Origin of the sequence: Roseivirga spongicola, from assembly GCF_001592965.1 — a bacterium.
Lineage (GTDB): Bacteria > Bacteroidota > Bacteroidia > Cytophagales > Cyclobacteriaceae > Roseivirga > Roseivirga spongicola.
The window spans coordinates 792,249-814,705 of record NZ_LRPC01000028.1 but is presented as its reverse complement, the minus strand read 5'-3'; the positions used below and the strand labels follow the sequence as shown (position 1 = coordinate 814,705).

General features: G+C 39.9%; 21 protein-coding genes. 12 read left to right on the top strand and 9 right to left on the bottom strand.

The window, feature by feature from the left end:
- Positions 1–15: 15 nt before the first annotated feature.
- From AWW68_RS15375 to AWW68_RS15355, 5 genes are all read left to right on the top strand, one after another.
- Complete coding sequence (locus AWW68_RS15375) at positions 16–528, top strand: DinB family protein (RefSeq protein ID WP_068222843.1); 513 nt, start codon at positions 16–18, stop codon at positions 526–528.
- On the top strand, positions 528–1,049 hold the full coding sequence (locus AWW68_RS15370; RefSeq protein WP_068222841.1) for an acyl-CoA thioesterase: 522 nt from the start codon (positions 528–530) through the stop codon (positions 1,047–1,049). Before AWW68_RS15375 ends, AWW68_RS15370 begins: the two co-directional genes overlap by 1 nt.
- A gap of 61 nt (positions 1,050–1,110) precedes the next feature.
- A complete protein-coding gene (locus AWW68_RS15365) occupies positions 1,111–1,662 on the top strand; it encodes a hypothetical protein (protein ID WP_068222838.1) in 552 nt (183 codons plus the stop codon).
- A gap of 196 nt (positions 1,663–1,858) precedes the next feature.
- Entirely contained in the window at positions 1,859–2,761 is a 903-nt protein-coding gene (locus AWW68_RS15360) for a histone deacetylase family protein (protein WP_068222835.1), read from the top strand.
- Between the two features lie 239 nt (positions 2,762–3,000).
- Entirely contained in the window at positions 3,001–4,557 is a 1,557-nt protein-coding gene (locus tag AWW68_RS15355; RefSeq protein ID WP_185101281.1) for an OmpA family protein, read from the top strand.
- Between the two features lie 21 nt (positions 4,558–4,578).
- Here AWW68_RS15355 and AWW68_RS15350 read toward each other — a convergent pair whose 3' ends face one another.
- Positions 4,579–5,991, bottom strand: coding sequence for a PAS domain S-box protein (locus AWW68_RS15350; RefSeq protein ID WP_068222833.1), 1,413 nt, complete (start codon positions 5,989–5,991; stop codon positions 4,579–4,581).
- A 457-nt stretch (positions 5,992–6,448) separates the two neighbouring features.
- On the opposite strand from AWW68_RS15350, the gene AWW68_RS15345 reads away from it, so the two are divergent.
- The gene (locus AWW68_RS15345) at positions 6,449–6,835 is read left to right on the top strand and encodes a hypothetical protein (RefSeq protein ID WP_157717673.1); all 387 of its coding nucleotides are present in this window, start codon (positions 6,449–6,451) and stop codon (positions 6,833–6,835) included.
- 170 nt (positions 6,836–7,005) lie between these two features.
- Here the strand turns inward: AWW68_RS15345 and AWW68_RS15340 are convergent, their stop codons facing one another.
- On the bottom strand, positions 7,006–7,866 hold the full coding sequence (locus AWW68_RS15340; protein WP_084375712.1) for a CPBP family intramembrane glutamic endopeptidase: 861 nt from the start codon (positions 7,864–7,866) through the stop codon (positions 7,006–7,008).
- Positions 7,867–7,883: 17 nt separating this feature from the next.
- Positions 7,884–8,909, bottom strand: coding sequence for a DNA/RNA non-specific endonuclease (locus AWW68_RS15335; RefSeq protein WP_068222822.1), 1,026 nt, complete (start codon positions 8,907–8,909; stop codon positions 7,884–7,886).
- 146 nt (positions 8,910–9,055) lie between these two features.
- Between AWW68_RS15335 and AWW68_RS15330 the strand changes: the two genes are divergently transcribed.
- Positions 9,056–12,490, top strand: a complete 3,435-nt coding sequence (locus AWW68_RS15330; RefSeq protein ID WP_245660252.1) for an amidohydrolase family protein — start codon at positions 9,056–9,058, stop codon at positions 12,488–12,490.
- Between the two features lie 451 nt (positions 12,491–12,941).
- Here the strand turns inward: AWW68_RS15330 and AWW68_RS15325 are convergent, their stop codons facing one another.
- From AWW68_RS15325 to AWW68_RS15315, 3 genes are all read right to left on the bottom strand, one after another.
- Entirely contained in the window at positions 12,942–13,796 is an 855-nt protein-coding gene (locus AWW68_RS15325; RefSeq protein WP_068222816.1) for an agmatine deiminase family protein, read from the bottom strand.
- Positions 13,793–14,299: a hypothetical protein gene (locus tag AWW68_RS15320; protein WP_068222812.1), complete on the bottom strand. Its 507-nt coding sequence runs from the start codon at positions 14,297–14,299 to the stop codon at positions 13,793–13,795. The genes AWW68_RS15325 and AWW68_RS15320 overlap by 4 nt, the downstream gene beginning before the upstream one ends.
- A 484-nt stretch (positions 14,300–14,783) precedes the next feature.
- Positions 14,784–15,194, bottom strand: a complete 411-nt coding sequence (locus AWW68_RS15315) for a GNAT family N-acetyltransferase (protein ID WP_068222810.1) — start codon at positions 15,192–15,194, stop codon at positions 14,784–14,786.
- Between the two features lie 219 nt (positions 15,195–15,413).
- On the opposite strand from AWW68_RS15315, the gene AWW68_RS15310 reads away from it, so the two are divergent.
- The 5 genes from AWW68_RS15310 (at position 15,414) to AWW68_RS15290 (ending at position 19,801) form a co-directional block, all read left to right on the top strand.
- Positions 15,414–15,971 carry an RNA polymerase sigma factor gene (locus tag AWW68_RS15310; protein WP_068222808.1) on the top strand — a complete coding sequence of 186 codons (558 nt, stop codon included), beginning with the start codon at positions 15,414–15,416 and terminating at the stop codon, positions 15,969–15,971.
- Positions 15,971–16,783, top strand: a complete 813-nt coding sequence (locus AWW68_RS15305; protein ID WP_068222800.1) for an anti-sigma factor — start codon at positions 15,971–15,973, stop codon at positions 16,781–16,783. The genes AWW68_RS15310 and AWW68_RS15305 overlap by 1 nt, the downstream gene beginning before the upstream one ends.
- Before the next feature lie 207 nt (positions 16,784–16,990).
- Positions 16,991–17,491: a fasciclin domain-containing protein gene (locus AWW68_RS15300; protein WP_068222798.1), complete on the top strand. Its 501-nt coding sequence runs from the start codon at positions 16,991–16,993 to the stop codon at positions 17,489–17,491.
- A gap of 106 nt (positions 17,492–17,597) precedes the next feature.
- A complete protein-coding gene (locus AWW68_RS15295; RefSeq protein ID WP_068222795.1) occupies positions 17,598–18,446 on the top strand; it encodes a hydroxymethylglutaryl-CoA lyase in 849 nt (282 codons plus the stop codon).
- On the top strand, positions 18,443–19,801 hold the full coding sequence (locus tag AWW68_RS15290; protein ID WP_068222793.1) for a serine hydrolase domain-containing protein: 1,359 nt from the start codon (positions 18,443–18,445) through the stop codon (positions 19,799–19,801). The genes AWW68_RS15295 and AWW68_RS15290 overlap by 4 nt, the downstream gene beginning before the upstream one ends.
- 46 nt (positions 19,802–19,847) lie before the next feature.
- On the opposite strand, the gene dprA is transcribed toward AWW68_RS15290, so the two are convergent.
- The 3 genes from dprA to AWW68_RS15275 all read right to left on the bottom strand — a co-directional run bounded on the left by dprA (position 19,848) and on the right by AWW68_RS15275 (position 22,350).
- Complete coding sequence (gene dprA, locus AWW68_RS15285; protein ID WP_068222792.1) at positions 19,848–20,954, bottom strand: DNA-processing protein DprA; 1,107 nt, start codon at positions 20,952–20,954, stop codon at positions 19,848–19,850.
- On the bottom strand, positions 20,951–21,289 hold the full coding sequence (locus tag AWW68_RS15280; RefSeq protein ID WP_068222790.1) for a MerR family transcriptional regulator: 339 nt from the start codon (positions 21,287–21,289) through the stop codon (positions 20,951–20,953). The genes dprA and AWW68_RS15280 overlap by 4 nt, the downstream gene beginning before the upstream one ends.
- Positions 21,290–21,357: 68 nt before the next feature.
- A complete protein-coding gene (locus AWW68_RS15275) occupies positions 21,358–22,350 on the bottom strand; it encodes a M23 family metallopeptidase (protein WP_068222788.1) in 993 nt (330 codons plus the stop codon).
- Between the last annotated feature and the right edge of the window lie 107 nt (positions 22,351–22,457).

The following is a 22,457-nucleotide window of genomic DNA, read 5'->3' as shown; positions in this document are numbered from 1 at the left end:
AAGCTAAATTAAATCATGATCCGTAAACCCAAAGCAGGTGAGTACAATGAGTTTTACTCTACCTACATCAATAAAATAGAAGAAGATAATCTCATTAAGTTACTAAGAGCCCAGCTTACCTCATTCTCAGGCTTTATGTCAGATATTTCTGAAGAAAAGTCTGATTACCGTTATGCAGCAGGTAAATGGAGCATTAAAGAGGTTTTGAATCACATTAATGATACCGAACGGATATTCGCCTACCGGGCATTGTGTATCGCACGGGGAGAAAAGCAAGCATTGCCAGGGATGGATCAAGATGAGTATCAAGCCGCTAGTCCTACTACAACTCGAAGTTTTTCAAGCTTAATTGAAGAGTTTGTGGCCATAAGAACGTCAACGCTTTTTTTGTTTGATGATATGCCTGAATCTGATAGCCTTAAAGTTGGTACGGCTTCTGACCACCCAGTAAGTGTAAGGGCCTTGGCAGGAATGATCTACGGTCACTGTGCTCACCATACAGATGTGTTAAAAGAACGCTATTTATAATGTCGATAATAGATTCCAATAAAGAATACCAAAAACAGACCGAGTCTAGGGTAATAATCCGTTTTCAAGACTGTGACCCTTTAAGACACCTCAATAACGCTAAATACTTCGACTACTTTTTCAACGCCAGAGAAGACCAAGTGCCTAAACTCTATGGTGTTGAAATGAAAGATATTATTCAGGAATACAAAGCTTTTTGGGTGGTTTATAACCATCACATAGCCTACCTGAGATCTGCTAATTTGGGTGAATGGGTTAGAATATTTACTAGGTTAATTCACTTTGATGATAATACCACGGTGATCGAATACCTAATGACGGACGACTCTAAAAGTCACCTGAAAACGCTCATGTGGTCTACCTTCAAATATGTGGCTATGGACACCAGTAGAACCACTACTCATTCGGCTGATGTACAGGCCTATTTAAAAGCCATGCTTTTCGATGAAATTGAATATCACCCCAATAAATTCGATGAAAGAGTGAAGCAGGTAAAGGCAAGTCTGCAAACAAATTTTTGACACCCACAAAAAATGATTTATATTAAATATTGAACCGTTACTAATCCATACTTAGATACTTATGCAATCAAATCAAGGCTTTGACCCTCAGGAAATTGAAGAGTTAAGGAAAGAAATGGCCGAAAAAGGTCAGTCTTATGTGGTCATAGACTCTGAAGACAATTCTGAAGACTTTATGAACTTCTTTTTTATTGGAGTTTATGAAGGCAGAGAGGTAATATACGATGCTGCCATTTATACGCTTAAACTGCAACACAGCAGCGAAATATATGAGCTAGCCGAACATCAAGTAGCCAAAAAATACCCAAACTATAAGAGTATAGTTTATGAAGAAGATGAAAATGGAGACATTGAACCTCTAAACGACCAGGAAGAAGAAATTGGTCTTTACATGACCGAGGTAATGGACGAACTGGAAGAAGATGAAGCAGTGAAAGTTCAGGAACATGTAGATGTAGACCCTAACATAGATTATGGAATTGGACTAGATGTAGGCTTAAACGTAGATCAAATTAACCCAAAAGTGATTGAGAAGTTTATAAAGGAGTTTAATGAAGATACTCTAAAGTTAGACCCTACTCATTACTCTTTTCAGTTCGATGAGGACGCTTAAAATATAATTGGCTAAGAATTAGCTAAGCCAGAAAGATTCTATAGGAATAGAGTTCTTTCTGGTTTTTTTATGTCCTGTGTGTATGGCTTTACCTGACACTAAATCACATTTTATTTATCATAAATAAACATCTGGCTTTAGTTTTGGCTTAGAAGGACTACACTGTTTTTATTCAAACCTCATTTGTGTAACTATTATGCTCAAGATAGCTTGGACTCAGATTTATGCACATCCGCTACCCAAGAATCACCGCTTTCCGATGGAGAAGTATAACCTTCTCCCAGAGCAGTTGCTCTACGAGGGTACGGTAAAAGATGCGAACTTCTTTGTGCCAAGCCCACTATCAGAATCTGAAGTTTTGCGTACCCATAATGCTCATTATTGGGAAAAGCTAAAGAGTCAGAGTTTAACCCGCAAAGAGGAGAGAAAAACTGGCTTTCCATTATCTGAGCAGCTAGTGGAAAGGGAAATAACCATAATGAATGGAACAGTTCAGGCGGCATTGTTTGCCTTAGATTATGGAGTAGCAATGAATATTGCTGGAGGAACGCACCATGCCTTTACTGATAGAGGAGAAGGCTTTTGTCTGCTCAATGATATTGCCATTGCAGCCAATCACCTGTTAGATAGAGGGTTGGCTAAACAAGTTTTGGTGGTAGATTTAGACGTTCATCAGGGAAATGGTACCGCGCAAATATTCCAAAACGAACCAAAAGTGTTCACTTTCAGCATGCACGGAGCGTCTAATTACCCAATGCATAAGGAGCAGTCCGATTTGGATGTGGGATTAGAAGATGGTACAGACGATCCTACTTACTTAAAGCTATTAGATAGGCACCTAAACGAGTTGTTAGATCAGGTGCAGCCAGACTTTGTCTTTTTCCAATCTGGGGTAGATGTGTTGGCTACCGATAAATTAGGTAGGTTAGGAATGAGTATAGAAGGTTGTAAGATGCGAGACAGAATGGTGCTAGAACGCTGCAAGGCTTGTGGCATTCCTGTGGTTGCCAGTATGGGTGGTGGGTACTCGGAGCGCATAGCTCATATTGTTGAGGCACATGCCAATACCTATCGTTTGGCTCAAGAGATATATTTTTAGGTTGAAATATACCGTTGTGAATCTACGTTTACCAGATGAAATCACTGACTATTCAGCGTTACTTTCAAATGGTTAATTCAGTTCATTTCATTTAATTTGCATTAACAAAGTTTAAAGCAGCCTGTCTTGAACTCACCATCGCTTTACGCGTAATTCGAATTATTAAGAAAAATTCCATGCTCAATCGTTGCAGTTTCATCCTTATAGGAGTTCTGTTTTTATTTTCTGTCAAAGCCCAAGTGCAGAGCCATCTTAAAATAGATAGTGTTAATTCATCTTACGATGAGCACAGTCCTGCATTGAGTCCAGACGGTGAAACACTCTATTTTACGCGCTCTGGTCATGCCGCAAATGTTGGAGGAGTGATTGATAGGGGAGATATTTGGTTCTCTACCAAAACGGAAAGCGGATGGAGTAAAGCGCAACATGCTGGCAATGTTATTAATCACCCAGGGTTAAATGGAGTAGTTGGTTTTAGTGCCGATGGTAATAGAATGTACTTACTGAATTATTTTGATGCCGATGGTCAAGGTGGAGGAAGTATGAGAAATGGAATTGCAGTATCTACTAAACTAAATGGCGAATGGCAAAAGCCTGAAAGACTTCAAATTCAGTATTTTTCTAATAACTCACCTTACTTAGGTGCCACTATTAACGCAGAAGAAAATACGCTGATCCTGGCCATGAGATCATACCTTTCTGAAGGTAACGAAGACTTATATGTGTCTTTTAAACAAGGTGATGATACTTGGAGCCAGCCGCAAACGTTGGGCAATGTGGTAAATACTTATGGCGAAGAATGGTCTCCATTTTTAGCTGCAGATAATGAGACGCTTTATTTTACATCTAATGCTCATGATGGCCTCGGGGGCAGAGATATTTTCGTTACAAAACGGTTGAATGGTTCTTGGCAAGATTGGTCTACCCCAGTGAACTTGGGAGAAGGAATTAATACAAAAGGTACCGAGAGAGATTACTTTATTCCAGCTTCAGGAGATGTAGCTTTCTTTTCTACAACTCAAAATAGTGAGGGCTTTGGAGATCTGTTTAATTATGCCCTCAGCGATGCAGAAAAAGCATTACAAGAGTCTATTGAAGAAGTCTTAGCTCAAGAAGAAGAGGCCGAAATGCCAATAGAAAATGAAAAAACCTCAGTTGTGGTAATGACTTTTCAGGTGTTAGATAAACGAACTGAAACACCTGTGGATGCCTCGGTGAAAATGAGCTACGATGGTAAGGATATTGATATAAATACCGCTGACATTGACTCTCAAAACAAGCATTTTGTTATGTCATTAGAAGAGGGAGCTTCTGTAGAAGTGAGTATTGCAGCCAAGGGCTTTTTAAAATATCAAGAAACTTTTACTGCGGGTTCATCTGTACAGAGTATGAGCGATGAATTTGGAGGGTCTTCCGTAGAGACCTTCTATCTAACTCCTGAAGAAGTAGGGACTAAAGTAAAGATTGAAAATGTATTGTTCAATCGGGCTTCTGCGAACTTCTCTAACCCAGAAGTAGCTAAAAGGCAACTGGATGAAATTGTACAAATGATGGAGTCTAACCCAGGAATGGCCATTAGGCTAGAAGGGCACACCGATAACCGAGGTGATGCCAGATTGCTCAAAGAGCTTTCTGTGGAAAGAGTAAAAACCGTAAGGGATTACCTGTTAAGCAAGGGGGTTGATGCCGAAAGAGTAGAGTTTGAAGGTTTTGGAGGCGAAAAACCACTAACCGATAACGATAGTGCATCAGGCCGAGAAATAAACAGAAGGGTAGAGTTTGTAATTATTCGCTAAGAGGCTTTTAGCATTATCATACTAATAAGGCACAGGTATTCTGACCTCTATTTTTGTTCCTTTGCCAAGTTGAGAATCTATATGTAGATGTCCATTCACTGAATCTATAGATGAATTCAGTGCTTTTAGCCCAAGGTGCTTTTTACCTACCAAGCTAGGGTCAAACCCAACTCCATTATCAGAAATGTCTAGCATGAGTTCTTTATCTTTTTCGGTAAGAGTTATATCAGCCGTTGAAGCTTTTGCATGCTTAACAATGTTGTTAATGATTTCTTGAGTAGTTCTGAAAAGTATGATTTCCAGGTTAGTCGGAAGCCTATTAGACTTCAGGTCATTTATAAAGTTGAAGGTTAAGTTAGATTGAAAGTGTCTCTCGAGTATGGTTTCTATACCGGCAGTTAGCCCTTTTTCTTCAATTTCAAATGGAGTAATTTCATGTGCAATCCTCCTAGTGGTTTCTATGGCTTCTTGTAGCAATGATAGTCCTTTTACATAAGAGGACTTACTGCGCGAGTCAAGCTTTTTTTCAACCTCCTTACCTAATGCTTCAATACTCATAAATGATGCGAGAAGCATTTGCTGCAGGCCATTATGGAGGCTTGTAGCCATTCTTTCACGTTCCCTTTTTTCTACATTGTAAGAAGTGAGTTGTAATTCTTCCTGAAGCCTTTTTCTTTCCGATATGTCAATGGCCACAATCATTCTCGAGGGAATGTTTTGGAAGAGGATATCTCTACTATAAATATCTACAGTAATGATTTGACCGTCTTTTTTTCTATGCACGAAAGTTCCGTTATATGGTGTCTGTCTTTCGCTTAGTGGCCTTTTTATCACTTTTTGTAGCGTTGGAATATGTTCAGGAGGTCTGAGCTCATGGATTTGCTTGCCTATGAACTCTTCAAAAGAGTAGCCATATTGCTTTAGTGCAGCGGTATTGGCATCCAATATTTTAAATGTACTTAACTCATAAATCCATTTAGGTTGAGGGCTTAAATGAAATAGGTTTCTATAATTTTCTTTAGTAGCTCTGAGGTCATCTATAAAACGCTTGCGCTCTATGGCGTACAAAACAGATTTATGAAGTGCTTCAGGGCTTATTTCATCCTTGATTAAAAAATCTGCTACCCCCTTGGCTAGAACTTCCTTAGCAACTTTTAAATCTGAGTATCCTGTAAGAATAATAACGGAGCAATTACAGATGTCTAATACCTCATCTACAAGTTTGTGCCCGCTTAAATCAGGAAGCTTCAGATCTAATAAGACCACATCATAGTCTGAACACGCTAAGATTTGAGTCTTGGCTTTCTTAAATGTATTTGCAATATCTATCGATAGGTTGTCGAACCGCTTTTTTAGGAACTTTTCAACCAAGAAAATATCTCCTACATTATCTTCAACTATCAAAACACGTGTAGGCTTAATGGTATTGTTCATACATTATAATTCTGATATGTTAATTCAGGATGACGCGCTAACCTGAATGGATAGTTTCACTAGCTTTCCCCACCTTTGTGACATCAGATGATTAGCTCCATGCGATGTCAATCAATTTTATGTACCCATAATTTGATGAACTTTCTTTACAAAAGCTACTTTGTTGAGCAAGTCGACTTCTAAAAGTGCATGTTTTAAACAGCATTAACCTGTATTTTAATGACTTTAACCGGTTACTCTAGTGGAGAGTCGTAGCAATTTTTTCTTCCTAGCCTGTTTTTAGGCTATTTCAATTAGTCCTAGTTCACTCAATTCCATTTTTAAAACTATAGACCTGTTCACTGCTGCTGTTTTTCTTGCTAGCTGATCTTCAGACTACTAAAAGTTTAATCCTAAGCAACCATTGTGTAACTTAAAGCATCTATCATTCACAAATCAAAAACTCATGATGAAAACAATGCAAACTTTAAAGAAATCAATGATGTTGAGCGCATTGGCGCTTTTGCTCACCGTGTTCTCAGTAAATCAGTCGGTGGCTCAAGAAGCATACGACCCAACTGGAACATGGGAGTATGAAGTATCTATGCCAGAAGGGGACTTAACAGGAGATATGATCATTTCTCGTGCAGAAGATGGAACCCTGGAAGTGTCTATTAAAAGCGATGTTTATGGTACAATTGAGCTAGAGGATGTTGTATTTGACGATCTGATTCTAGAAGGTAGTGCAGAAATAGATGGTGGAAATATCGAGTTTGAATTTAAGTTCGATGGTGATGACTGTGAAGGTGCTGTTTACACGCCCGATGGTACACTGGAAATGACAGCCGAAAGGAAAAAGGGATAAGAGAATTCTAACTAGAATAGGTGTAAAAGAGGCTGTCTCAAGAGCTAATCTTTATTTCTCTCCAACATACTAAATAAGAGAGAATCTCTCCACATTGGAGGTTTTCTGGTTCGATAAAGACTTCTAGTCACTTTAAAAACCAGAGGACTAATGGCTTGTGAGACAGCTTTTTAGCCAATGTCAGAAAGTCTTACTGATTCTTTGTTTCTTTTTCTGAAGTACAAGTCTAGAATGAATATGGCAATTACTGAAAGGGTTGTGCACAGAATTGATCCTTCATAACCAAATTTACCGCCTGTTAGATAAGAAGGTCCATAAAGTTGGATCTGTGTTATTGATTGAATTTCATTCCCACTTACATTGAATCCTAAGAACGGGGCTTGTATAAAGTTCCATATCAAGTGGGCTACAAAGCAAAACCAAAGATTCTCAGTATGCATAAATACTAAGCCTAATAGAACTCCAGACAAGGTCAAGTTGATAAAGCCGAGGAGTGATAAGTTAGGGTTGAAGGCATGCAGTAAGGCAAAAAGGAACGAAGCTACAGCAAGGGCGGTGTATGGTGGGATAGATCTCATTAAGGTCTTTTGGATTAGCCCTCTACAAAACAATTCCTCCTGAATTGAAACGCTTACAAAAAGAAGAAAAGTTGTTAAAACAATTCCGCCATCAAAGGGGAGTGGGGTTAAAGATATTTGATTAGAAAGCAATAAAATTGCCGTACCAATCCCAATAATTGAAACTACTGTAATCACTGCCAAGAGAGTATCTCTTTTAAGTTGATGAGTAGAAAAGAAACTTTTTGGGACAGAGATTTCTTCTATTTTCTGAAATGCAAAAAAGAATAGAGCAATGGTGCCTGCCAATCCGAAGTAGGAGATTATAGTGTCCTCCATTAAGGTAAGCTCATTTCCACTCCCTGTTATTTCATCGAAACCGACTCCTACCATTAAAGCACCAACTATCTGCAAGAAACCGACAGCGAAGAAAAGTAGTACAATATAAACTAGAATGCGTGTGTAGTATTTCATGGTTCTAATCTAATACTCTAGAACCATTTATTAATACTTATGCCACTCTCCAAAGCGTCTTCAAGTTCATCGGGCATAGCAGGGAAAAAATCGAGCTTGGTTAGTTTTTCCAATTCATCAATACTCACCACAAAAGTACTTAGGTCGGCTGACGACTTTTCGTTCTTCATTAGAAAGGCAATAGCTTTTACCTCTGGCTTTTCAATATCCAGTACTATCTTGTAGTAATACTCAGGGACAGAAACTTCATTTCTGCCAATGGTTTTGAATTTCTTGTTCAATACAGGGCCAGTAACAACGTAAATGGTATTGTTTACCTTAGCCCAGTTACGTACTTGGTCTTCCAGTTTCTTCCAAATGCCTCTGTTAAAGCTAGGGTCTTGAGGGCTCATATTGCTCATGTAAAAGCTTTGCGATAGGGCAAATTCATCGTAAGAAAAATCTGCTGCTGGTGCCAAATGACCCCTATCATATCCAGAGCCTCTATAGTCTGCTAGCGAAGCCGACTCGGTACGAACCCTTGGGTCTTCTCGGAAGTTGTCCTTTCTTTCGAATGTAGGCTTGGCCAAGGAATCGGCCACTAATTTATAGGCTACCCACATAGCTTGTTCGTGTTCTTCGCTATAACTGATGGTGTAATAAGGTCTTTCTATTACAGCATCTGTAGTGCTGTAGGCTGGCCAACCAAAATCGAATGCAGTAGTGAAGTATAGGTCGAATGCATCGTAATCAAGGCTCTTTTCAGGCTCAACCGCTTTAGGTTCTTCCTTTTTTGGAGTTGGTGCTGCTAGCTCTTTTTTAACAGTTGTAGGCTCAGGCTTTTGAGTGTCAGATTTACTTGGTAAGAGTGACTCAACACTAAACTCCTGAATAACATTCGGAACCAGCTGTCCTTCCTTAATGGCTAAAGCAGCATAGGCCAATCCTGCTAAAATGATAATGCCAAGGAGAAACCTGCCGAAGCTAGAACCGCTGTTAGTTCGACCTGAAGGTCGTTTTTTTGCGCTAGTTTTCCTTGAAGTAGTTTTTCGTTTCTGAGCCATGCTGGTTTTTTCGCAATGTTAAATAATAATCGGCTTCTAGCGTAAATGATATTTCTTAAATTCAAGGATGTCTTAACAACAATCCAAAAACTATGAACCAATTTGGCCAATCACTAATGAGGCGAAGCAAGCTCCTAAGTTTGCTTATGGTAGCTTCCATAATGTTTATGGGGCTCCAATCACACGCCTTCCAAAAAGAAAAATCCGATACCTCAAAGTTCAACCAAAAGACCTACAAAGATCTTCCCCTTAAAGCAGATCGGCTGTTGGAGTTCAACACCACAGAAGGTACTTGGATCTCGGTAGATGTTTCCCCTGACGGAAAAACGATTGCCTTCGATATGATGGGCGACCTATATACCATGCCTATCTCTGGTGGAAAAGCCACGAGAATCACCGATGGTATGGCTTACGATACGCATCCTCGCTATAGCCCCGATGGTAAAAGCATTGTGTTTACTTCAGACAGATCAGGATCAGACAATGCTTGGATCATGGACTTGGAAACCGAAGAGTTTTCACAGATTACGAAAGGAAATAATGAATGGGTTCAATCTGCTGAATGGTCACCAGACGGAGACTATATAGTTGTAACCAAAGGCAGAAGAAACTTGAAGCTCTTTATGTATCACAAAGATGGTGGCGGAGGTTTCCAGTTAATTAGTAGCCCATCTTCTTTAAAAGTTATTGAACCTGCTTTCTCTCCCGATGGCCGTTACATTTACTTCTCACAAAGAAACGGTGCATGGAATTACAATGCGCAATTACCTCAGTATCAAATTGGTGTGTACGATAGAGAAAACGGTGAGCGTTCAACGGTTACTTCACGCTATGGTTCGGCCTTTACACCTACCTTATCACCAGACGGTAAGTGGATGGTTTATGGCTCTCGCTATGAAGATCAGACCGGCTTAGTGCTTCGAGATTTAAAATCTGGTGACGAGCGATGGTTAGCTTATCCGATTCTGCGCGATGAGCAAGAGTCAATTGCTCCGTTGGGCGTACTGCCAGCTATGTCATTTACTCCAGACTCTAAAGAGGTGATTACTTCTTGGGATGGAAAGCTTTTCAAAGTGGGTATCGAAGGAGGAAAGGCTACTGAAATTCCCTTAGATGTAGACGTGAAACTAGAAATGGGTCCAAGGTTGAAGTTTGATTACCCAATTTCTGATGAAACCGATATGGTGGTAACTCAAATTCGCGATGGTGTTCCATCTCCTGATGGATCGAAATTGGCTTTTACAGCACTAAATAGGCTTTATGTCATGACTATTCCTGACGGTGAGCCAAAGCGCTTAACAGATTTCGACATGACGGAAGCCATGCCTACATGGTCGCCTGACGGTAAGAACTTGGCTTTTGCCACTTGGTCAGATACCGAAGGTGGTTCAATCTACAAAGTGAATGTGGATGGAAGACCAAGACCTGTTAAAATCACTTCTGAGTCAGCTATTTATATGACACCGGTTTGGGCACCAAACAACCGAATTGTGTTCACCAAGGGTAGTGCTCAAAACCTAAAAGATGCTTCTGGCCCTGGGGCTGCCCGTGCCGATGAAGACCTTTGCTGGATTTCACCTGATGGTGGTGAAATCAATTTCATTATGAAGACCAAAGGTAAAAGCGGACCTCACTTTGTGAAAGGTAGTGATAGAATCTACCTGAGTGGATTTAACGGACTGAGCTCTGTGCGTTGGGATGGAACTGATGAAAAGGAGATAGTCAAAGTCACAGGTATCTCTACTTATGGCTCAATTGCAGGACATGACCATTCGCCTTATGAAATTTATGACCCATGGTCGGAAGACGAACATGGAGCAGGCGGAACTTCTTTGGGCGAAGGCGAAGGCTGGAGAGAGAACAATCCTCCTTCAAGAGCAACAGCCATTTATATGGCTCCAGAAGGTGATAAAGCCATGGCTTTGATCAACAACGATATCTATGTGGTGACAGTGCCGAAATTAGGTCAAACGCCAACTATTTCCGTTTCAAATCCATCATCTTCTCAGTTTCCCTCCATGAAGCTTACAGAAATTGGTGGTCAGTTCCCTGCATGGTCGGCCGATGCTAAGAAGGTGCATTGGTCAATCGGAAATGCCCATTTCATCTATGATCTGGATGAAGCTGAAGCTTATGCTGATAGTGTTAAAATAGCTAAGAAAGCAGAAGCTGAGGCTAAGGAGGCTGCTAAAGACGAAGAGAAGGAAGAGGAAGTAGAAGAGGCCAAAGAAGAGACTGAGGAAGATAAGAAGGAAGAGAAAAAGGATGAAGGTTACCAGCCAACAGAATTCCGTGTGAAGGTGATGGCCAAAAAGGATGTGCCTGAAGGTGTAGCTCTATTGAAAGGTGCCAGAATCATCACCATGAATGGTGATGAGGTTATTGAAAACGGGGATATTCTCATAGAAAATGCGCGAATCAAAGCTGTTGGAGCCAGTGGTACACTTGAAGTACCTAGAAAAGCTGAGGTGATTGATATGGCTGGAAAAACCATTGTGCCAGGCTTTATCGATACTCACGCACACATGTGGCCAGCGTGGGGTTTACATAAAAACCAGGTGTGGGTTTATGCAGCTAATCTTGCTTATGGAGTAACCGCAACTCGCGATCCTCAAACCGCTACCACAGACGTTCTAACCTATTCTGACTTGGTAGAAACTGGTGATCTATATGGGCCAAGAGTATATTCAACCGGCCCTGGAGTTGGCTACTGGATGTATAATTTGAAAGACCTAGACCACACCAAAAGAGTATTGAAGCAGTACAGCGAGTACTACAATACCAAAACTATTAAGATGTACTTGGTGGGGAATAGGAAACAAAGACAGTGGGTAATTGAAGCGGCAAAGGAACAACAGCTAATGCCAACTACAGAAGGTGGTTTGGATTTCAAGTTGAACATGACTCAACTAATTGACGGTTACCCAGGGCATGAGCACTCATTCCCAATTGCTCCGCTTTATAAGGATGTAACTTATTCGGTAGCTGAGTCTAAAATGGCTTACACTTCAACCTTATTGGTATCGTATGGTGGGCCTTGGGCCGAAAATTACTTCTACAGCCGAGAGAACCCTTACCACGATAAGAAGCTACAAAGATTTACGCCTTATGATGAATTAGCCTCAAAGTCTAGAAGAAGACCAGGGTGGTTTATGGACGAAGAACATGTGTTCCGTAAGCATAGCGAAGGTGTAAATTCCGTAGTGCAACAAGGTGGTTTGGCCGGAATCGGTAGCCACGGACAACTACAAGGCCTCGGTTACCATTGGGAGTTGTGGGCGGTAGGTTCTGAAATGGAAGAGCATGACGCCCTTAGAGTAGCCACTATTCTAGGTGCTGAAGCACTTGGCTTAGAAGGTGACTTAGGCTCCATTGAAGCTGGAAAACTAGCCGATTTGGTGATCCTCAATGACAATCCGTTGACTAACCTGAGAAACACGAATAATATTTTCAGAGTCATGAAAAATGGAAGGCTATACGATACGAACACTTTAGACGAAGTCTATCCGCGTAAGAAAAAAGCTGAGCAGTTCTACTGGCATCAGGCTAAGCCGGAGGGTTTACCAGGAATTAAAAAATAGGGGAATAGTGCCTAGTGCCTAGTGCTTAGTGCACGGGGTATTACCCCCAGCCCCTTGAGGGGAGCTAAGATCATCTCGCTTGGCATCTCTCGATGTCTCGGGAAGGGGACGAGGGGCATACAATTAGAAATCAAAAACCAGTGAGGGCAACCTTGCTGGTTTTTTCTTTTGGTGAATTGGGTAAATAGTTGATTAGTTGATTGTTGAATTGGTGTAGTTTTCTGTTAGCACAGCAGCTATTTATGTTCGCAAAAGGAAGAACAGCAATTGTTTTATCTGATGTTATGGCACCAGAGTTTATTATGAGTCTCAACTGTTTTCATATGGCTTTGTGACGGTTTCGAAGCACTTTTCCGGCCCCCCCCCGAAACCAAGTCTGGTTATGGAGCGAAAACCTTGCTGGCAGCCGTTCACCCGCCATAAGCTATATGCTTCGTTGGGGCACGTTTTTTTATTTTTTTATTGTCCATGAAATACAGTTTAATGCTCCGCCTTGTCTTACAATTTCTCTCATATCAATTTTCCTGATTCTTTTATTTTGGGCATAGTTAGGGAAGCAGTCAGATATTTTTTCAAAGGCATTTTCATCTTCTTTTTGCTTCAAAGAGGGAACAAGAATCATGTCCGTAGTTTGCAGAAAGTTGATATAGGCAATATTCGATTCAGTTTCATTTTTCGAGCATCTTAACCATTCGCAATTTAACTTTGCTTCTTCCAAAGGTTTTATCAATTCTTTTTTGAATTTCGAATCTGCCTGTTCGTAAAAACCACTTATCAGAACGGTATCATTATTAATGAATCTTAGCATTCCGTCTGAGTGCCCGAACTCACAATCTTCGTCCCAAGGAATCAGGATGACATTATCAACTTCAAATGATTCGTGAATTTTCTTGACTAATTCTTTTTCAGAATAATGTCTTCGGTTTTCCCAAACAATTTTGTCTGTGAGAATTACTGTGTTTTCAGATTTTACAATGTTTCCGCCATCTATGATTAAGTCACTTTTTATAGTGGGAAGATTGATTTCATTGCATATGATGTCAGGGTAACTTTTTATCTCTCTTGTTTCCTGTTCTTCTGAGCTACCTTGCAAATAATCTGGGTCATAACGATATTCAAGAAATCGATTATCTGAAATTTGAATTGGCATAAAATCTCTTGCCCAAATGTCATTTGTATTAGGTAAGAAATTTGGTTTCTGTCCGAGACTTTCTAATTCTTTTTCAATTTGAATACAAGTCTTTGATAACTTGATTTTAAGCTTTTCAGAGAAGTGTATTTTATTGGTTTGCCAATCAGCTATCATTTTACGTTAATCGTATATCTGTACTCTAAAAGTTTTGTTCCACTTTCTTCTGCATTTTTTCCTAATCCAATTCTTGGAGTTTTTGAAAGTTCTTTCCGATCAAACTTATGTTCAATAACTTTAGTTTTTATTGAATCTGAAAAGGCATTAGTTCCACTAAACAATTTCATGGCACAAACCATAGGTCCTTTGTATGCTTTCTTGTCTTTTAGGCAATAAATTCCACGAATAAGAATTCCGCCATGTCCTTTAAGCATTTCACTTTTCAATGCAATGTCAACGCCTGAATAATGGAAAAACCAATCACCGTTTTCAGGATTTACATGGTTTCTATTGTATGTGCTGTTGTCGTTGTGAGTTGGGGAGTTCCAATAGAACTCAACTTCAGTTAATCTGAAAAGTGATTCATGATTTTCTATAGCATAATCATTCATCAAGTGATTTGCAATCTGGTCAAATTCACTTGGAGATTCGGTTTCTAATTGTAAAAATTTAGGTTTCATTTTTTAATGTATCTAACGTTATGTAACAACTAACAATATGACTGATATAAATATATAATGAAAGGTTTATGACTTATAGCCGTCTATATCTAGGGGCTAACAGTCATATTCTTATTTCCTAGAAAAGCATATAGAGTGAAAGGTATGGTGTGTTTTCCAAAAATGAAGAAAGACATTTTGGGAGTAACTTACAAGGTTTGCTTAGTACCAACTTTTAGAATGCTCAAACACCAAGGAACCTGATGTTAGTCGTCTGACCAATAGTGCCTAACACTGGTGAAAGCTTTGGCAACAGGTTAAGCTTCTGAGTATTGGTCTGACGACTTGATGTTTTCAAGGTTAAATCAGGTACTAGATTTTGGAGATTCTTCGGTCGTACCTCTCTCAGAATGACGGTTTGAATAGGTATATGTCTTGTGATTAAATCAAACCATTTCCAAATTATCCCATCACCAAATCAACTTATCACCAAATCAATTTATCATCAAATCACCTTCTCCATTACCACATAGTCGATGCCTAGTTTGGTAAACATTTGGTTGGTTTTGTGCATGCCAAAGCGTTCGTAAAGAGCAGTGGCATTGACTCTAGCATTGCACCAAATTCTGGTGGCTCCAAGGGAAGTGAGTTCAACTATTAAATGGGAGAGGAGCTGAGAGCCATAGCCTTTGCCTTGGAATTCCTGAAGAGTAGCAAACTTACGGAACTGAGCTTCCTTAGTTTCTTCATTAAAGAAGCCAGAGATTACAGAGATGAGCTTCCCATCCACAAAATAGCCGAAGTGTAGGCCTTCATTATCATTGGCAAGTTTAACGTAGTCAAAAGGCTGATCGGGCCACATGACTCGATGGCGTATTTCATAGGTTTGCTCGGGCGTGATGTGTAGGATGGTCATTAATCAATTAAATTTATATCCCTGCCCTAAAGGGTGAAGGATTTAAATATTCAAACTTTTGAAAATTATTGAAAGGATTTAGTCTTCAGAGATCGAGGGCTTTGCTTTTAGAAATTGGTGAGCAATCATTAGTGACTCTTCAGTTTTATTGTTCAAATGCTAGAAATCACTTTAAACAATCTGAAAGCGGGGCGGTTCTATCACTAAATTAACCCAACCGTGCCGTCAGCTACGCAGTCAATTCCAACCAAAACAGCCATTGAAACACAAATTGTTTCTTTGCTTTGCCAGCAAGACAAACAATCCATAAAACTTATTTTCGATTATTATGGAGCTGCTTTGTTGAATGTGATCAGTAGAATTATTGTAGATAGGCCAATGGCCGAAGAGGTATTGCAGCAGGTGCTCATAAAAGTATGGAACAATGCTGCCACTTACGACCAGCAGAGAGCCGGATTGTATTCTTGGCTTGTTGCCATAAGCAGGAATGCAGCACTTGATAAAAGAAAAACTAGAGACTTTAAAGAAAGTCAAACATCTAAAATGGCCATAGAGGTCGTAGCTTTGGAAAACAAATTAAGTGCTGATGATAGCCTTGAAAAACTAATGGCAAAGCAACTTTTAGAACAGTTACCGAATAAATACCGACTTTTGATCGATATGTCATTTTTTGAGGGTTATTCGCACCAAGAAATAGCCGACAAACTAGAAGTGCCAATTGGCACTGTAAAAACCAGAATAAGAACCGCGTTAAAGCATTTGAGGTCATTTGTATAATGAACGTGAAGGAATACATAGAATCAGGTATTCTGGAAAAGTATGTAGCCGGAGAACTTTCTGAGCAAGAAATGCTCGAAGTTGAACGAGTAGCCATGCAATATCCAGAAGTAAAAGCAGAGCTTGAAGAACTTCAAGAGGCTTTGAGGGTGTACGCAAAAGCCTCTGATAAAACCCCATCGAAAGACATTTTGGAGAAATCACTCCTTGGTATAGAAAAGGGAGAAGAAGAGCGTTTTATGGCTGTTCTTAATGAGTCAGATGATGAGGTCAAAATCAAAAGAGTAAATGTTATACCCGTTTGGTCTATTGCAGCCACTATTCTCTTGGTGATCAGCCTAGGGTTCAACTATATCTTTTACTCTCAGTTTAAGCAAACAAAAGAAAGACTTGCCCTGTTAGAGCAAAACAATTCGGTATTAGCCGAAAAGGCTTCTAATACCGAACAAGAGCTAGCTTATGCAGAATTACGTGTAGCTCATTTTATGAGCGAAGACAATATTCACGTGCGAATGGATGGACTCGAGATATCTCCAGAGTCTTTTGCCAATGTGTTTTGGAATAAAAAATCGAACGCTGTATTCATTAGTGTAGATCAGCTACCTGAGCCCCCTCATGGACATCAATATCAGCTATGGGCCATTAAAGACGGTCAAGCGCCAATAGATGCAGGAATATTTGACCATAATCAGTTGGTGCAAGAGCTCAAAGTAATAAAGGGTGATGTGAGGGCCTTTGCGGTTACACTAGAGAAAGAAGGTGGTAGCCCAATAGCCACAGTAGATAAGACCTATGTAAAGGGTTTTATTTGATCTAAGTGTTCTTCATCTTAACCTTTATCGGTTTATAAACTATTTTAAAGAATTATGAAAAAGCCATTCCAGATAGTGGGAAGGCTTTTTTGCGTTGTAAACTTCTAGTCTGTTTAACTTTTTTTAAAAAATATTCAACAGTAGAAATCTGGTCGTGCAGTTGAGGTCGTAACTCGGGTAGTTAGAAATTAAATTTTAATCTGAATTATGAAAAATCACAAGATTCTAAAAGTAGCACTAGGTGTACTTTTTACAATGTTCTTAACGCTAAATCAGTCAAAGGCTCAATCTAAAGATATTGTTGACTTAGCCGTTGGAAATGAAAATCTATCTACCCTTGTAGCTGCTGTTAAAGCTGGCGGATTAGTAGAAACTTTAAAAGGCGATGGTCCTTTCACTGTATTTGCTCCAACCGATGCAGCATTTGCTGCGCTTCCTGCTGGTACATTAGATATGCTCTTGAAGCCTGAAAATAAAGATAAACTGGTAGCTGTGCTTACATACCATGTTGTGGCTGGAAAGGTAATGTCTTCAGACCTTTCTAATGGGCAAAAAGCAAAAACAGTACAGGGTGAAAACGTAATGGTAGATATCTCTTATGGTAACGTTAAGATTAGCGGTGCTAAAGTGGTAATGGCCGATGTAAAAGCAAGCAATGGTGTGGTACACGTAATAGACAAAGTGATTCTACCACCAAGTATGAAATAAGGTTTTTGGTTATGGTTGATTCAGAGGTCACTCAATATTTGGGTGGCCTTTGTTTTTGATATAATTTCAGTTTTGAAGCTTACTATCCATTGCTTAACATTGAAACATGAAGGTGATTGAATGTCCGAGAGATGCCATGCAAGGGCTGCATGATTTTATTCCAACAACAACGAAAGCAGCTTATATAAACCAGTTGCTCAAAGTTGGTTTCTATACTATAGACTTTGGGAGTTTTGTTTCTCCTAAAGCCATCCCTCAAATGAGAGATACAGCTGAAGTACTTTCACAATTAGACCTATCTCAAACAAGCTCAAAACTGTTGGCCATTATAGCTAACCTGAGAGGGGCAGAGCAAGCATTGAGTTTTGAAGAAATAAGTTATTTGGGCTTCCCTCTTTCTATCTCTGAAACCTTTCAACAACGCAACACAAATAAGAGTGTGGGAGAGGCGCTAGATCAACTAGCAGAGATTCAGAACTTGTGTTTGAAACATAATAAAACTCTAGTCACTTACATCTCAATGGGCTTCGGAAATCCTTATGACGAGCCCTTTAATGAAGAGATCGTTTCTGAATTTGTTCAGAAGTTGAATGATCTTAATATTTCAATTATCAGTTTATCTGATACTATCGGAGTTGCTGAACCAGAGGTGATTAAAGATATTTTCAAAAACAGTATAACCGCCTATCCAACTATAGAATTTGGGGCGCATTTCCATTCTACTCCCCAAAAGACACGAGAAAAAGTGGAGGCAGCGCTGGCAGCTGGTTGCAAAAGATTTGACTCGGCAATTAAAGGGTTTGGTGGTTGCCCTATGGCCAAAGATGACCTGACTGGAAATGTAGCTACTGAAAAATTATTAGTGATTTTAGAAGAGCATAGTGAAGCCCCCGAGTACAGTAAAGCCGAGTTTGAAAAGGCTATGGTTCAAAGCATAGATGTGTTTCCAGGATGAGCAAGTTTCTTAGGTACATAAGCTTTGTATTTGTGCTCTTTTTGCTCTCTGCTTCGAGTATCAATGCGCAATACAGAATCAATAGATCTGCAGGTGAATTGGTGTTGGGTAGTCCTGAAGAAGTTGGAGTAGATGGAGAGGTTCTTTCTCGAGAAATCTCCAAGATAATGACTGAGGCAATCGACTCAATGGCTTTTCCTGGTGCGCAGGTTCTACTGGCCAAGGGAGGAATTGTCTTTTACAAAAACTCTTTTGGTTTTCATACTTATGACAGTCTAAGAAAGGTGCAAGACTCTGATCTTTACGACTTAGCTTCTGTGACCAAAGTAACTGCGGCAACATTAGCTTTGATGAAGCTGTACGATGAGGGATTATTCGATTTAGATCAAACTTTTGGTTACTACTTTCCAAAAATCGCCAAGGGAGATAAAGCCGAACTACGTATTCGGGAGATTTTGGCTCACCAGGCAGGTCTAAAGGCTTGGATTCCTTATTGGTCAGAATCGCAGCGGAAAAATGGCAAATGGAGGTGGAATACAGTAAAAACAGATTCATCCAGACGATTTCCGACTAGACTAGAGGGTACTGATTTATTTCTCCATAAAGACTTCAAAGAAAAGAAGATTTATAAAATGATCCGCAAGTCGGAGGTAAGCGAAGACAAGAAGTATCTCTACTCTGGTCTGTTCTTTTATTTAATTCCTGAACTAGTAGAGCGGTTGTCTGGAGTAGAGTATGAAGAATACCTAAATAATAAATTCTATCAGCCATTATATGCTGAAACGCTTGGTTTTAATCCTACAGATCGTTTTTCGCTCAATAGAATAGTGCCAACAGAGAATGATACATTCTTCCGTCAGGCGCAATTGCAGGGTGTGGTGCACGATGAAGGTGCTGCTATGATGCTTGGAGTATCTGGTAATGCAGGTCTGTTCAGTAATTCTATGGACTTAGCCAAGGTCTATCAAATGCTGCTGAATGAAGGAAAATATGGAACCACTCAGTATTTGAAAGCGGAAACAGTTAAAGAGTTTACAAGTGTTCAGTTTCCCGAAAATGATAATAGGCGAGGCTTAGGCTTCGATAAGCCATTATTGGAATACAATGAACGATTGAGTAGTGTGGCCAAGGATGCTTCAGCAGAGAGCTATGGTCATACTGGCTATACGGGGACTTTAGTTTGGGCTGATCCAGCCAATGATTTGCTGTTTATCTTCCTTTCCAATCGGGTTTACCCAACTAGAAACAATAGCAAGATTTATAGTTTGAACGTGCGTCCGAATATTCATAACCTAGTTTATGAATTATTGAGAATAGGGGATGGTACTTATACCATCGGTACTCATTGGGAGTAATAAAGAGATCGGGGTCAAGTCTAGTGTCTAGAATCTAAGATCTACATTAAACCAATCTATATTCTTTGCCAGGGAAGGGCTTGATTAGTCCTTCAAACTCTAATTGAAGTAGGATGGAGGCCAGCTGATTGAGTGGGGTCTCACTTTGCCAACTGAGTTGATCAATCTGCATTTGCTGGCCGTTTTTGAGAAGTATGTCAACTACTTTCTTTTGTTCTGTCGAAAGATGGCTGTAATCTTTCTCAATGACCTTTTTGTTGGAAGATTGATTCAAGTCCCAGTTCAAAGCTTCTTCAATGTCTCTAAAGCCAGTGTAGATTGAAGCTTTATAGTTTCGAATAAGTAGGTTGCAACCTTCAGAAAAGCTTTTTCCAATTTCTCCAGGAACTGCAAAAACGGGTTTGTCGTAACTATGAGCAATATTGGCTGAGATCAAAGCACCACCTTTGGCTGCCGCTTCAACCACTATGAGGGCATCTGAAAGACCAGCTATAATTCTATTTCTCGCAGGAAATAGTCGTGCATCAGCTTTAGTGCCTACAGGATATTCGCTGATCAAGCCTCCATTATCTAACATTTTTTGGGCAATGCTTCTGTGTGCCGAAGGGTAAATAGTGTCTAAGCCACAGGCCAGAACACCGTAAGTTGGAATGTTCAGCTTCACGGCTGTTTCATGGCTTCTAACATCGATACCGTATGCCAAGCCTGATATAATAATGGGCTTAGATGATTGGCTGCTTGAAACTATGTCTTCCGTCTGATGAAGTCCGTATTTAGTGGCTTTTCTGGTGCCAACAATGCCAAGGGTTCTTTCTGTATTGAGTTCAACATGGCCTTTGGTGTAGAGAACAATTGGTGCATCTAGAATGGATTTAAGGCGCTGTGGGTAGGAGTCTTCTTTGTAGTAGTGAGTTTGGATGCCTAGCTTCTCAGACGCCTCAAGTACCTTATCTGCCTTAGCGAGCAACTGTTCTTCGCCAGATATTAAGTCAGCCAGTTTCTTCCCCAATCCATTCACCTTGGTGAGCTTCCCTTTGGTAGCCTTAAAGATGTTTTGTGGTGTCTCGAAATGATTGATTAGCTGCTTGGCCAGAACTGGGCCAATGCCAGGTATTAAGGAAAGCGCAACTTGATAGCGCTTGTCTTCATTCATGGAAGGTTGTTCTTCATCTCTACTAAAAACTCCCGAATACGTTTTAGTGATTGAACCATCTCAGCGGTATCGTCAATGCTGTCTTTACTCTCTTTGATATGGTCATAGGCTCCTTGTAAGGTGTAGCCTTTTTCCTTCACCAAGTGGTGGACTAGCTTGAGTTTTTTGAGATCGTCTTGTGTGTATTTACGGTTTCCTTTGGCGTTTTTTTTGGGACGAATAAAATCGAACTGTGTTTCCCAAAAACGAATTAAAGAGGTGGCCACACCAAGCTCTTTGGCAACTTCACCAATGGTGAAATATTTCTTGATTATGGGCTTCTCTTTGTACGGCATATCAACTAGTTACGAAGTTAATTAAAAGAGTTACTTGAAGTTAAAATTCACTTAGGAATCTCTAAAAATTATTGATTGGCATATGAACCTAACGACTGGTTTTCAATAGTAGAAAGCCTTAAAATTTCTTCGTATTGTTCGGCATCCAAATCCATATAAAAGTAGTTAACGGGGTTAACGGCTTTATTGTTAATATGGACTTCGTAGTGTACGTGAGGGGCGGTAGATTTTCCAGTATTGCCTACATATCCTATTATCTGACCACGCTTAACATTTTGACCAGCTTTAACAATGTACCTATTCATATGGCCATATACTGTTTCGAATCCAAAGCCATGATCTATCTTAACATGCTTGCCTAGTCCGGTGTAAGTAGTTCTTGCAACTGAGATTTTTCCATCTGCAGTAGCGTAGATAGGGGTGCCCTGTTCAGCCGAAAAATCTACACCGTAGTGCATTCTCTTTACTTTCAGAACTGGGTCGGTACGCATGCCAAAACCAGAAGAGAACCTTCTTAAGTCTTCGTTAGAAACAGGCTGAATAGCTGGCATTGCAGCATAATACTCGTCTTTATTGCGAGCCAACTGCATAATTTCGTCATAAGACTTGGTTTGAATGTACATCTTCTTCTTCACTCTATCGAGTTTGTCTAATGTACCCACCACCAAGTCTTTATTAGATAAGTCGCTTTCTAATAAGTCTCTGTATTTCAATACACCACCAGAGCCAGCTTCACGTACTGTTTCAGGAATTGGTTCAGCTTCAAAAACTGTTCTGTAAACCTGATCGTCTTTTTCCTGAAGAACCTTTAGCATATCGTCCATGCTGGTAAGTTGGTTCTGCATTATGTCATAATACAGTTTCAACTCATCATTCTCTTTCTTTAATGCAAGTTCTTTTGGGGAATCAAAATAGTTGGAGAGCACCACAATGATGCCGATGGCCAGAATGAGGGATAGTGAGAAAAATCCTAGCGCATTTATCACTACATCGCGTTTTTTGACCTTTACTCTTTCATATTTGCAGGTCTCAGTATCGTAGTAATATTTTATTTTTGACATTAAGAATCCTTTTTGAAATTCTCCTAATTTTGTGCCTTTGCACAGCTTTCAGGCTTCAGCAAAAGTAACAAATTTATTGTAACGCTAATCACATTTGAACAGTTCTC